This window comes from Flavobacterium sp. (genome assembly GCF_035292545.1).
In the GTDB taxonomy this organism is placed as follows: domain Bacteria; phylum Bacteroidota; class Bacteroidia; order Flavobacteriales; family Flavobacteriaceae; genus Flavobacterium.
On record NZ_DATDPV010000046.1, the window covers coordinates 43,937 to 57,528 of the forward strand.

Annotated in this window: 12 protein-coding genes; 6 read left to right on the top strand and 6 right to left on the bottom strand. The window is 35.8% G+C overall.

All coding sequences use genetic code 11. The annotated features are described in order from the left end of the window. Positions 1-4 precede the first annotated feature (4 nt). The 6 genes from VI621_RS08075 to miaB form a co-directional block, all read right to left on the bottom strand. On the bottom strand, positions 5-280 hold the full coding sequence (locus VI621_RS08075; RefSeq protein ID WP_324217870.1) for a co-chaperone GroES: 276 nt from the start codon (positions 278-280) through the stop codon (positions 5-7). 140 nt (positions 281-420) lie between these two features. Continuing rightward, on the bottom strand, positions 421-801 hold the full coding sequence (gene secG, locus VI621_RS08080; RefSeq protein WP_324217871.1) for a preprotein translocase subunit SecG: 381 nt from the start codon (positions 799-801) through the stop codon (positions 421-423). Positions 802-803: 2 nt separating this feature from the next. Next, the gene (locus tag VI621_RS08085) at positions 804-1,679 is read right to left on the bottom strand and encodes a tetratricopeptide repeat protein (RefSeq protein WP_324217872.1); all 876 of its coding nucleotides are present in this window, start codon (positions 1,677-1,679) and stop codon (positions 804-806) included. Positions 1,680-1,746: 67 nt separating this feature from the next. Then, positions 1,747-2,250, bottom strand: coding sequence for an LptE family protein (locus VI621_RS08090; RefSeq protein ID WP_324217873.1), 504 nt, complete (start codon positions 2,248-2,250; stop codon positions 1,747-1,749). A 74-nt stretch (positions 2,251-2,324) separates the two neighbouring features. After that, a complete protein-coding gene (locus tag VI621_RS08095; RefSeq protein WP_324217874.1) occupies positions 2,325-3,581 on the bottom strand; it encodes a sigma-54 interaction domain-containing protein in 1,257 nt (418 codons plus the stop codon). A 288-nt stretch (positions 3,582-3,869) separates the two neighbouring features. Beyond that, the gene (miaB, locus tag VI621_RS08100) at positions 3,870-5,315 is read right to left on the bottom strand and encodes a tRNA (N6-isopentenyl adenosine(37)-C2)-methylthiotransferase MiaB (protein ID WP_324217875.1); all 1,446 of its coding nucleotides are present in this window, start codon (positions 5,313-5,315) and stop codon (positions 3,870-3,872) included. A 537-nt stretch (positions 5,316-5,852) separates the two neighbouring features. On the opposite strand from miaB, the gene VI621_RS08105 reads away from it, so the two are divergent. From VI621_RS08105 to gldM, 6 genes are all read left to right on the top strand, one after another. Further along, entirely contained in the window at positions 5,853-6,080 is a 228-nt protein-coding gene (locus tag VI621_RS08105) for a hypothetical protein (protein ID WP_324217876.1), read from the top strand. Positions 6,081-6,624: 544 nt separating this feature from the next. Continuing rightward, positions 6,625-9,141: a type I DNA topoisomerase gene (gene topA / locus VI621_RS08110; protein WP_324217877.1), complete on the top strand. Its 2,517-nt coding sequence runs from the start codon at positions 6,625-6,627 to the stop codon at positions 9,139-9,141. 3 nt (positions 9,142-9,144) lie between these two features. Further along, a complete protein-coding gene (locus VI621_RS08115) occupies positions 9,145-10,296 on the top strand; it encodes a formimidoylglutamase (protein WP_324217878.1) in 1,152 nt (383 codons plus the stop codon). A 145-nt stretch (positions 10,297-10,441) separates the two neighbouring features. Continuing rightward, positions 10,442-11,845 (top strand): gliding motility lipoprotein GldK, encoded by a 1,404-nt coding sequence (gene gldK, locus VI621_RS08120; protein WP_324217879.1) that lies wholly within the window; start codon positions 10,442-10,444, stop codon positions 11,843-11,845. A 43-nt stretch (positions 11,846-11,888) separates the two neighbouring features. Beyond that, positions 11,889-12,524 (top strand): gliding motility protein GldL, encoded by a 636-nt coding sequence (gene gldL, locus VI621_RS08125; RefSeq protein ID WP_324217880.1) that lies wholly within the window; start codon positions 11,889-11,891, stop codon positions 12,522-12,524. Between the two features lie 65 nt (positions 12,525-12,589). Then, the coding region (gene gldM / locus VI621_RS08130; RefSeq protein ID WP_324217881.1) for a gliding motility protein GldM at positions 12,590-13,592 on the top strand (1,003 nt) is incomplete at its 3' end.

The following is a 13,592-nucleotide window of genomic DNA, read 5'->3' on the forward strand; positions in this document are numbered from 1 at the left end:
GATTTTAGATAATGGCTAAAATATCATCTTCTCTCATGATCAAATAATCTGTTCCTTCCAGTTTCAATTCTGTACCGGCGTATTTTCCGTAAAGGACACTATCTCCGATTTTCACAGTCATTGTATGGTCTTTTGTACCATTTCCAACGGCAACAACAGTTCCTTTTTGTGGTTTCTCTTTGGCAGTGTCAGGAATGAAAATTCCGGAAGCCGTTTGGGTTTCAGCAGCAATAGGTTCAATAAGAACACGGTCTGAAAGCGGTTTAATGTTTAAAGCCATAATACTATATGTTTTTTGTTACAATTAATTTAATGCATAACCTGATTTCAGAAATTATGCCAATGGATAAAAACTGACAATTTTGCTTAAAAAAAATGCCAGCATTGTCAGGCTGGCATTTTGTATATTTTGAAGTGAAATTATTTTTTTTCTGGGGCACTTTCAACAGGTGCAGCCTGAACTGGAGTAGCTTCAGTTGGAGTTGTTGCAGGTTGTACAGGTTCCGGAGTTGCTGTTTTTGGAGCCGCAGTTTGTGTATTATCGATAATCTTCGAATCGGTATCGCTCAAAGCTCCTGTGAAGCTTAAACTTGATAATAAAATTAAAGCAATTAATACAGTTGCCAATGTCCAAGTACTTTTATCTAAGAAATCTGTGGTTTTTTGAACACCACCCATTTGTTGTGATCCACCTAACGATGAAGACAATCCGCCACCTTTAGGGTTTTGAACCATAATGACTACAATTAAAAGAAAACAAACGATTGTTATTAAAACTAGAAAAATTGAAAATGTGCTCATTGTTATTTATTGTTTTGTTGTAAAATCTTAATATCCGAAATTCGGTCTGCAAAGAAAGTAATTTTTTCTGGATATTTCAAAATTAATATTTCATAAGCTTGAATTGCTTTTGGATATTTTTTTTGTTCCAGATAAACCCGCGCTAAAGTTTCGGTCATTAAATAGGATTTGTCCTCTTTGCTAGGCTCAAAAACCATTTTTGGAAGTGCATCTTGTTTAACCGGTGGAATTTTTGGACTCGTTTCAATAAACTTGTCAATTAATGCCATTTGTTTCTTTTTTTCTAAATCTATTTCGGAAAATTTTTCGTCGCTTAGCAGTGTATCTTCTCTTTCTATCGGTTGAATTTTAGACAATTGTAACCACTCCTGAAAAGAATGTTTTTCCTCTTTAGAAAAATCTAAAGGTTTTCCGATGGCTAATTTATCTTCAGTGATTTCGACAATAGATTCTTCTTTTTGAATCATAATCTCTTGTTCAGCAATTGGTGATGCTTCCTTAATTGAAGTCAAAATAGATTGCTCTAATGGATTTATTTTGGGTATAATTTTCTCTTCCGAAAAAACAACTTCACTTCCAACAACCAAAATATCATGAATTTCGGCTACTTTTTCGTGGTATAAATTTTTATGAATTGCAGTAAAAGTATCAGAAGTAATAAAATCAAACAACACACTTCTGTCAGTGGTGTGAGCAGCTGTGATTTTTAAATCGTAATTATATCTGAAACTGTCCTGATTGTACAATCCTTTCAATCGCAGAGCTCTTGCACTTTGAAAAAACGGGAATTCAGCCACGATTTTTTCCAAAGCCACCGTCTGCTGTTCATTAACTGCATTGGGACTGTTGATTAAATAGGTGTAATCAGTTACGTTCATTTATTTTATTCGTTCTTCAGGTTTATTCGTTTATTTGCTGTGTTTCCCAATTATCAAATAGACAACTTTACCATTTAGCGAGTGATTCGTTGAAAATATCTTGTGTTATTCTTTCAAAAATCACATCCAGTGCTTCGGTTAATTTTGCTCCAACCAATTGATCGTTTCCATCATAATCATGAAAGAAAGTAAATTTTTTCTCGAAATCGTCTGCTTCCTTGTTTTTATTTGTAAATCTAACATTTACAGTAATAGAGAGTCGGTTTTGTGCCGCACGTTGATCGGCAGTAGCAGTCATCGGACTGATTCTGTAATCTACAATTTCGCCTTCATATAGTAAATCACCGCCAGAATTGGTCAGGTTCAGATTGGTTTGATTCTGAATTAAATCCTGAAGTCGAAGTGTAAAGGTTCTTTCGATTCCGGGTTCAATCAACGTGGCGTTATTTTGAAAATAATTCACCTGAAAGGTTTTGGCATCAATTTTTCCGGTTCCTGTAAAGTTATAGACTGAACAACTGTTAAGCGTTAAGAACAGTAATATTACGGTTATGTATTTTAAGTATTTCATTATAAATTTTAAAATTGCTTCGCCAGTTCGCTAACGCTCGGGTCAAAGATATTCATTTTCAATTGTCATTTGATTTACAAATCAAATTGTTTTATTTTACGATATAAAGTTCGCTCGGAAATCCCCAATTCATCTGCTGCTGCTTTACGTTTTCCTTTATTTTTTTCTAATGATTTTTTAATCATTTCGATTTCTTTTTGTTCCAGACGCAAGACTTCTTCCTCCTCAATTGTTTCGGCAAACTGGTAATTATCGTTCTGATCTTCAAAATCATTTTCCTCATCCGAAGAAGCCATTAATGAAGCTCTTGGTTCTTCTTCAAAGTCGATTTCGCTGTCTCTTTCTTTTTGGCCGTATATTTTTTTGATTAGATGCTGATTGGTTTCTTGCACTTTTGATGTTCCGCTTTGCATCAATTCCAAAGTCAGTTTCTTCAAATCATTTAAATCGCTTTTCATATCAAAAAGCACTTTGTAGAGAATTTCTCTTTCGGTACCAAAATCGCTATCAGTTTTCCGATCTTTAATAACCGATGGCAAATTACTGCCTTCCGCAGGAAGATAGGATTGCAAAGTAGCCAATGAAATTTCGCGATTGGTCTCCAGAACCGAAATTTGTTCTGCCACATTTCTAAGCTGACGGATATTTCCGCTCCATCGGAATTTTTGTAATAACGGAACTGCATTGTCCTCTAATTTAATGGGCGGCATTTTATATTTATGTCCAAAATCCGAAGCAAATTTTCTAAACAATAAATGAATATCGTCTTTTCGTTCTCGTAAAGGCGGCAAAGTAATATCAACCGTACTTAATCTATAATACAAATCTTCACGGAATTTTCCTTTTTCAATAGCATCAAATAGATTCACATTGGTTGCTGCCACAATTCGCACATTCGTTTTCTGTACTTGCGAAGAACCTACTTTTATAAATTCGCCATTTTCCAAAACACGCAGCAAACGTACTTGTGTTGTCAAAGGCAATTCGCCGACTTCATCTAAAAATATTGTTCCGCCATCGGCTACTTCAAAATACCCTTCACGGGTTCCTGTAGCACCTGTAAAAGAGCCTTTTTCGTGTCCGAAAAGTTCGCTGTCAATCGTTCCTTCCGGAATCGCACCACAGTTTACGGCAATGTATTTTCCGTGTTTTCTGTGCGAAAGTGAATGAATGATTTTTGGGATACTTTCTTTTCCGACACCACTTTCACCGGCTACCAATACCGAAATGTCGGTAGGGGCAACCTGAATGGCTTTTTCTATCGCACGGTTGAGTTTCGGGTCATTCCCGATAATCTCAAAGCGTTGTTTTATGGCTTGTATGGATTCCATATTTTTATGTTTAAAGTTTTCTTTGTTTAAGGTTGAAAGTAATCGAGAGCACTTTAAACTTTAAATTTTGAACCTTTCTTATTTAAAATATTCTATTCGTAGTGATCTATTATTGTGGTTTTGCTACTGTGTCTTTTACGGTAGTTGTTTCTTCAACTTTATGTTTAGGGAAATAAGTTCTAATGATAGAGAATGTAATCCCAAATGTGACTATAAAGGTAATTAAGGCAATTATTATGTTTTTTCTTGAAATCATATTTTGAACTTTTCTTTATGAATATTTATTATTTAATTCATCTCACTCAATCCCACAGCTTCTCCAATCAAAGTACCGCTCGTACAACTCAAAATTTTCACATTCACAAAATCCCCAATTTTATAATCTTCTTTCGGGAAAACCACGGTAATGCTTTGTGAATTTCTACCCGAAAATTCTTCTTTTGATTTTTTTGAAACTTTCTCCACCAATACTTCCACGGTTTGTCCAATGAATTCTTCACTGCGCAACCAGGCGTATTTTTGTTGTAAATCGACAATTTCCTGCAATCTGCGTGCTTTTGTTGGTTCGGTCACATCATCTTCCATTTTTCTTCCCGCCAAGGTTCCCGGACGTTCAGAATAAGAATACATATAACCAAAATTATATTTTACATAATCCATTAAACTCAAGGTGTCTTGGTGATCTTCTTCCGTTTCAGTAGGGAAACCGGCAATCATATCTTGCGAAATCGAGCAGTTTGGAATAATAGTCCTGATTTTATCAATCAAGGTCATGTATTCTTCACGAGTGTGCAAACGATTCATTTCTTTTAAAATTCTGTTGCTTCCCGATTGAACCGGCAAGTGAATGTGCTTACAAATATTTGGATATTTCGCAATCACGTGCAAAACTTCTTCATGCATATCCTGTGGATTCGATGTCGAAAAACGAATACGCATTTTCGGAAAAGTAACTGCTACGTTTTCCAATAACTGGTCAAAACCAACAGCAGTTGCTTTTTGCATTTCGGTTGCATTGGTGAAATCTTTTTTCAATCCGCCGCCATACCAAAGATAACTGTCGACATTCTGACCCAAAAGCGTGATTTCCTTAAATCCTTTGTCCCACAAATCCTGAATTTCTCCCATGATACTTTGCGGTTCTCTGCTTCGTTCGCGTCCGCGGGTAAAAGGCACCACGCAAAACGTACACATATTGTCACAACCCCGCGTGATAGAAACCAAAGCCGTAATCCCGTTGCTCATCAACCGCACTGGAGAAATATCGCCATACGTTTCATCTTTGGACAAAATCACGTTAATCGCATCACGACCTTCTTCAACTTCCTGCAATAAATTCGGTAAATCTTTATAGGCATCAGGACCCACAACAAGGTCCACAATTTTTTCTTCTTCGAGGAACTGGCTTTTCAAACGCTCGGCCATACAGCCCAGAACGCCCACTTTCATTTTTGGATTAATACGTTTTACCGCATTGTATTTCTCCAGACGCTTCCGAACGGTTTGTTCCGCCTTATCGCGAATTGAACAGGTATTGACCAAAACCAAATCGGCTTCTTCCAATATTTGTGTCGTATTATAACCGTTGGCCGACAAGATGGAAGCCACGATTTCGCTGTCCGAAAAATTCATCGCGCAGCCGTAACTTTCTATAAAAAGTTTCTTGGTATTCTCTGGTTTGTATTCTAAAACAAGACTTTCGCCCTGCTTGCTTTCTTCAATAATCTTTTCCATAAGTCACTTTCAAAAGTGTAAAATTCTTCTCGGACAAAGATACTATTATTTGAATGAATGTGACAAGATGTCAGATGAAGAATTAACAATGTTTTAGAATTCTTCTCAGTAGCGAATGGCTCGGGCATTTTTAGGAAATGCAATTCCCGCTTTCCGTTGTAATCTTTTTTCTCGTTAAAGAAACGAGAAAAAAGGATTTCCACTGCACTCGGGGCTAAGGGAGAAATTATTGGCGTGTCTGTAAATATAAAATCCTAAACTTAGGAATTTGGAACAACCATTTCAAACGCAACTTAATCGACTTAAACAAAGACAGAATATGAATGATGTATAATATTGTCTGAATGAAATGCTCGCCCTGATTGAAAAATATCCATTCCAGGCATTTGGTATTATATTCATGTTTTTAGATTAAACAATAGGAATTATATAACTATTGCGTTTAATTGTGTAACATTTTCGCAAAAAAACAGCTTTATTTTTGTGTTTTAAAAATTCTTAGTATTATATTTATCATTAATTTAAAACCAATTCAACATGAAACAGTTATTAAACACCAAAGGAATCTCAAAAAAGTATTTAGCAATAGCCGCACTTTTCTTTTCTCAAAGTATGCTATGGGCCCAGGATAAAACAGTGGATGTGAATTTGAATATAGATAAAGGAGGGGATGAGTGGTATGCACAACCGTGGATGTGGGTTGTAGGTGGAGCAGTTTTTTTAATAATAATAGTTGCGCTTGTAAGAGGTAAAAGCAGTAACTAAATACACTACGCTCTTTTTTAAGACTGTCTTCTTTAAATAAAAACAGGTATAAATGACTCTTCAAAGGGTTATTTATACCTGTTTTTATTTAATTTTTTGTTTTCAAAGATTCGGGATATTTAAAATCCTGCCATCCGATTTTCTTTGGCACTAATGAGGAAATATAATCTATAACAAAATTCACATATTTTGTGATGCAAAGCGCAAAGATGAATTGAGTATACTTTTGGGATAATTTGGTGTAATCAGTGATGTTTTTCTGTTAAATGTATAGATATGCAGCCGTTATTTAGATTTATTCGTTAATCCTAATGTTTTTTGTGCATGGGTGGTACTAAGTGAATACTAGGAAGTTACTCTATAGATGCATAAACTTATACATACAATAATAAAGCTACATTGTTGTTTTGAATTAATTCGTTGTTTCTTCATGTAATTCGGAACAATCTAAAACCTGCCATTCATCGATAAAATTTACTTTTAAAAACACAAAAGCACAATATCTAAAAAAAAAATATACTTTTGCGGCTCAAACAAGAGCAACATGGCAAAGAATTTAGTGATCGTGGAGTCACCTGCAAAGGCAAAAACAATCGAGAAATTTTTAGGGAGTGAGTACCAGGTAGAATCAAGTTATGGCCATATTGCCGACTTGCCTTCCAAGGAGATAGGTGTAGATGTAGAGCATGGTTTCAAACCCAAATATGAAGTGTCGCCCGACAAAAAAGCCTTGGTCAGCAAATTAAAAACCCTGGCAAAAAATGCCGATATGGTTTGGTTAGCAAGTGATGAGGATCGCGAGGGAGAAGCTATTTCATGGCATCTTGCCGAAGAATTAAAACTGGATAAAAGCAAAACCAAAAGAATTGTTTTTCACGAAATCACTAAAACGGCGATTTTAAAAGCAATAGAAAATCCACGAGAAATAGATTATAATTTAGTCAATGCACAACAAGCCCGCCGTGTTTTAGATCGATTGGTGGGTTATGAATTGTCTCCTGTTTTATGGAGAAAAATCAAAGGAGGACTTTCTGCCGGACGTGTACAGTCGGTTTCGGTACGTTTGATTGTAGAACGTGAACGTGAAATTCAAAACTTCAAAGCAGTTGCTTCTTATTCGATTGTGGCCGAATTCACTAACGAATCCGGAAAAACATTCAAAGCAAAATTGCCAAAGAACTTCGCCACTAAAAAAGAAGCCGAAGATTTCTTAAACAAAAATATAGGTTCTATATATAAGGTAGCGGATTTGGAAACAAAACCAACCAAAAAAGCACCAACCGGACCATTTACGACTTCGACTTTACAACAGGAAGCCGCGCGTAAATTGTACTTACCGGTAGGCATCACAATGCAATTGGCACAACGTTTATACGAAGCCGGACTAATCACTTACATGAGAACGGATAGTGTGAACCTTTCTAAAGACGCGATGGAAGCGGCTCAGGCTGAAATCATCAAATCGTACGGTAAGGAATTTTCTAAACCCAGAACTTTTGTCAATAAAAGCAAAGGAGCGCAGGAAGCGCACGAAGCCATCCGTCCGACGGATATGTCGCGTCACACGGTAAACATCGACAGAGATCAAGCGCGTTTATACGATTTGATTTGGAAAAGAACCTTAGCGTCTCAAATGAGTGATGCGTTATTGGAAAGAACCAATGTTAAAATCGAAGCCAACAACCACAACGAAATATTTACAGCCTCAGGCGAAGTGTTGCTTTTTGAAGGTTTCCTAAAAGTATATCTTGAAGGTCACGATGACGATGAAGAAGAGCAAGAAGGCATGTTGCCGGCGATGAAAGTCAACGAGAAATTACAAAACAATTATATTACAGCAACCGAAAGATATTCGCGTCCGGCTGCACGATACACCGAAGCTTCTTTGGTGAAGAAATTAGAGGAACTTGGAATTGGTCGTCCGTCAACGTATGCGCCAACGATTTCTACCATCATCAACCGAAATTATGTTGAGAAAGGCAATCTTGAAGGTCAGGAAAGAAATTATACCCAACTGACCTTACAATCAGGAAAATTAGCAGAGAAAGTACTAAAAGAAAATACAGGTTCGGATAAAGGAAAATTAGTTCCTACAGATATCGGAACCATTGTTACCGATTTCCTGGTTAAGAATTTCGGAAACATATTAGATTATAATTTCACGGCAAAAGTAGAGCAGGATTTCGATGAAATTGCCGAAGGAAATATGGAATGGACCAAAATGATGCAGGAATTCTACGATAAATTTCACCCAACGGTGAAAGATGTCGAAGCCAATGCAGATCGCGAAAGCGGTGAAAGAATTTTGGGAATAGATCCGAAAACAGGAAAGCCGGTTTCGGTTCGTTTAGGGAAATTTGGACCTATGGCTCAGATTGGAGCAGCAGATGATGAGGAGAAAAAATTCGCCAGCTTGATGTCGGATCAGAATATTGGAAACATCACTTTAGAGGAAACTTTAAACTTGTTTTTACTGCCAAAAAATCTTGGGGAATACAAAGGTGAAGAAGTTGAGGTAAGCAATGGTCGTTACGGTCCTTACATTCGTCACGGAGCCGCTTTCGTTTCTTTGCCAAAAGGAGAAAATCCCTTGGATGTAGATTTCAAAAGAGCACAGGAATTAATCGACGAAAAAGCTTTGGCTGATGCGCCGATAGCAATTTATAAAGGAGAAGGCGTTCAAAAAGGGGTGGGTCGTTTCGGTCCTTTCATCAAATGGGACGGTTTGTTTATTAATGTCAGTAAAAAATACAATTTCGATAATTTATCACAATCCGATGTGGAGGAATTAATTGAAGATAAATTGCAAAAGAATATCGACAAGGTTTTACACAATTGGGAAGACGAAGGAATTCTGGTTGAAAAAGCCCGTTGGGGACGTTCGGTGATTACCAAAGGTAAAATCAAGATTGAATTACCTAAAGAGGTTGATGCGGCAAAACTGACCTTAGATGAGGTAAAAGAAATGATTGCCAAGAAAACGCCGGCGAAAAAGACACCTGCGAAGAAAGCAGTTGCGAAGAAAACGGTAGTTAAGAAAGCAGTAGCCAAAAAGAAATAAGCTATGGAATTTGATTTTTTACAGCCTTTGAACAATGAGGTCCTTAAAGTAATTGAAGGATTGTCTTCGCAGCATTTGGGAAGTAAAATTGTCTTGCATACCAAAGAACAGTTTCCGGATTTAAATAAGATTAAAATTGCAATAATCGGTGTTTTGGAGAATCGTGGTGATGAAAATGCGGTTGCTGATATTGATTTGAGTAATATCCGAAAAGAATTATATGGTTTATTTCCAGGTAATTGGGATGCTTCAATTGCAGATTTAGGAGATATCCATGCCGGAAATTCGACTAGTGATACTTATTTTGCATTAAAGAAAGTAGTTTCGAGTTTAATTAAGAAAAAGATTATCCCAATCGTTATTGGAGGTTCGCAAGATTTAACTTACGCGTTGTACAGAGCCTACGATGATTTGGAACAAATGGTCAATTTGGTTTCAATCGACAGTAAATTTGATTTTGGGAAAGAAAAAGAAGAAATTTCTTCCGATTCTTATTTGACTAAAATAATAATTGAGGAACCGAATAATCTTTTTAATTATTGCAATATTGGATATCAAACGTATTACAATTCTCAGGAAGAGATAGATTTAGTGGAGAAATTGTTTTTTGACGGGTACAGATTAGGAGAAGTTTCAAATAATATAGCCATTGCGGAGCCAGTTTTTAGGGATGCGGATTTGGTAAGTGTGGATTTAAATTCTGTAAAATCATCAGATTCAGGAAATTTCACTACTTTTACACCTAATGGTTTTAACGGAAAAGAAATTTGTTCTTTATCCAGATATGCAGGAATTAGTGATAAAGTTTCGTTATTTGGCATTTTTAATCAGAATAATTCAAAACAGGAATCGGTTTTAATCGCGCAAATTATTTGGTATTTTATAGAAGGGTATCATTATCGATCAAAAGAATATCCTTTTGGAAATAAGGAAAATTACCTCAAATACATAATTCCGTTAGAAGAAGAGGAATTAATTTTCTATAAGAGCAATAAAACAGACCGATGGTGGATAGAAATACCATTTATTTCAAATGGGCATAATAAATTAAGAAGAAATACGTTATTACCATGTTCATACGACGAGTATTTGGGTGCATGCAACCAAGAAGTGCCCGAAAGATGGTGGAAAGCACAAAGAAAAAATATAGTTTAAATATTGGTGTAAATTAGTTCGTGATTGTTTTTTAACAATTGTTGGCTGATTAGTTAACTTTTTTTTATAAAATTAATTGTTTTTTATAAAAATAATAAATAGGTTTACGCCCTCAAATAAGAATACATACATAACCCAGATTTATATGAAGAAGTTCGTTGCATTTACAGCAATATTCACTTTGTTGATTAGTTGCGGTCGTTCAAGCGATAAAGGTGAATTGGTAGGAGTGAAAGGAAAGAAATGGCATCCTGAGAAACCTTTTGGAATGACATTAGTACCAGGAGGCTCATATATCATGGGTAAATCGGACGACGATTTAGCCAATGTTCAAGACGCGCCTACAAAAACCGTTACCGTTAGATCTTTCTATATGGACGAAACGGAAATTACAAATAGCGAGTACCGTCAGTTTGTGGAATGGGTAAAAGATTCTACGATGAGAGTTCGTTTGGCGATTTTAGCCGATGAGCAAGGAATGACTAGTGGTAAAGATGGAAAAGCTACATCTGGAAAAGGTGGAAGTATTGGTGATTTTGCATTTAATGATGCAGATCCGGCAAAAATGACTGCTTACGATAAATATATGTATGAAAATTACTATAGTGTTGGTACGGCTGATGATCAATATGCGGGTAGAAAATTGAACAGGAAAGTAAAATTAATTAAAGATACGGCTAAGTATCCAGACGAGTTTTATACAGAAGTTATGGATACTATGTATTTGCCAGTAGCTGAAGCGTACAATGGTTTAAGAACTATTGATGTGAATAAATTGAAATTCCGTTATTCTTGGATGGATATTCAGGCTGCGGCTAAAGCAAAAGTTGGTAAGAGAAAAGACTTCATAAAAACTGAGCAAGTAAAAGTTTATCCTGATACTACAACTTGGATTAAAGACTTCGCATATTCTTATAATGAGCCAATGCACAACGATTATTTCTGGCATCAGGCTTATGGCGAATATCCTGTAGTTGGAGTTACCTGGAAACAAGCTAAAGCTTTTTGTGCCTGGAGAACTTTGAATAAGAATTCTTATGTTAAAAAGAAAAAAGGAAGAGATTTGATTAACTCTTTCCGTTTGCCAACTGAAGCTGAATGGGAATATTCTGCAAGAGGTGGTTTAGAATCAGCGACTTATCCTTGGGGTGGTCCTTATACTAAAAACGACAGAGGATGTTTTATGGCAAACTTCAAACCTAATAGGGGAGATTATGCCGCAGATCAGGCTTTGTATACTGTAGAAGCTAAATCGTATGAACCAAACGGATATAATCTTTACAATATGTCTGGTAATGTAGCTGAGTGGACGGATTCGTCTTATGATGCTTCAGCATATGAGTATGTATCAACAATGAACCCAAATGTTCAGGATGCCACTAACCAACGTAAAGTTACCAGAGGTGGCTCTTGGAAAGATGTTTCTTACTTCTTGCAAGTAAGTACTCGTGATTTTGAATATGCAGATTCAGCAAGAAGTTACATCGGTTTTAGAACCGTTCAGGATTATATGGGACTTCAAACAACTGGCACACCAGGAAAAAATTAAACCAATCTATTTATATAACTTAACTAACTAAATTTTTATTATTATGGCATTATTAAGCAAAACAACAATGAATTTCGCCTACGGTATGGGGGCAGCAGTAGTAATTATTGGAGCTCTATTTAAAATACAACACTGGCCAGGAGCGAGTCTTATGCTTATTGTTGGACTTAGTGTGGAAGCTTTGATTTTTGGATTATCAGCTTTTGATAAACCAGACAATGAATTAGATTGGTCTCTTGTTTATCCAGAATTAGCTGGAGGAGAAGCAATGAGAAAAGAGGCTAAGAAAGAAGAGCCTAAAGAAGCTCAAGGTCTTTTGTCTCAAAAATTAGACATGATGCTTAAAGAAGCTAAAATTGATGGTGAATTAATGGCAAGCTTAGGAAACAGCATTAAAAACTTTGAATCAGCAGCAAAAGGTATTGCTCCAACAGTTGACGCAATGGCTGGTCAAAAGAAATACAGTGAAGAATTAACATTAGCTGCTTCACACATGGAGTCGTTAAACGGATTGTATAAAATTCAATTGGAAAGTGCTTCTAAAAATGCACAAATCAATAATGAAGTTGCTGAGAACAATTTAAAATTAAAAGATCAAATGCAATCATTAACATCAAACTTGTCTTCATTGAACAATGTTTATGGAGGTATGCTTTCTGCAATGAGTATCAAAGGATAATTAGTTTCTAACTATATTTTAAAAGGACAAAATATTTTAATAACAATACAAACTAATTAGAAAAAATGGCAGGAGGAAAATTAACCCCTAGACAGAAGATGATTAACCTAATGTACTTGGTTTTCATCGCGATGTTAGCATTAAATATGTCAAAAGAAGTATTATCGGCTTTTGGTATCTTAAATAATAAAATTTCAGATTCAAATACTCTTTTAGATTCAAATAACACTGATTTATTTGGTCAATTATCGGAGCGTGCTGCCAATCAAGCAGGTCAGTATGGTGCTAAAAAAGAGAAAGTTGCCAAAATCATGGCATTGTCAGCAGACTTTAATAACTATGTTGCTGGAATCAAAACTCAAATTACTAAAGAATACAAAGTAGATTCTGATGGTAATTTACCTTTTGAAGCAATGGACAAGACCGCTACAATTGATGAATTATTCTTTTCAGGTGATAGAAATACCAAAAAAGGGGATGAATTTGTAAACAAAATTAAAAATTACCTAAGCGAAGTTAAAAAAATCGCAGGTAGTGATTTACTTGAAGAAGTGAAAGTTAAACTAGATAAAAGATTTTCTGTAGCTCCTGTAGTTTCTAAAAAAGAAGGAAAAACTATTGACTGGTTAAAATACAATTTTGAAGGATTTCCTTTAATTGCATCGGTTACTAAATTGACTCAATTACAAAATGATATCAAAGTAACTGAAAACGAAATTATGTCTGGTATGTTCCTTGAAGGAGCAAAAAGAGCGGCATCTTTGTCAGCTTTTGAAGCCATTGTAGATCCGGACAAAACTGCTTTTTTTGCTGGTGAAACAGTATCGGGTAGAATTATTTTAGGAAAAAAAGATCCAAATTTAAAAGCACATGCCGTAACTGTAAATGGAAGATCTCTTGGAGCTGATGCCATGAAAGCTGGACATACTGAATTCTCTTTCGGAGCTGGAAATATTGGTGAACAAGATATTACTGGTGAATTCCAATTTAAAGAGGGAGATTCAATCATTAAGATACCAATCAAAGGAAACTATGTGGTAGTACCTAAGCCTAATTCAGCTACAATTT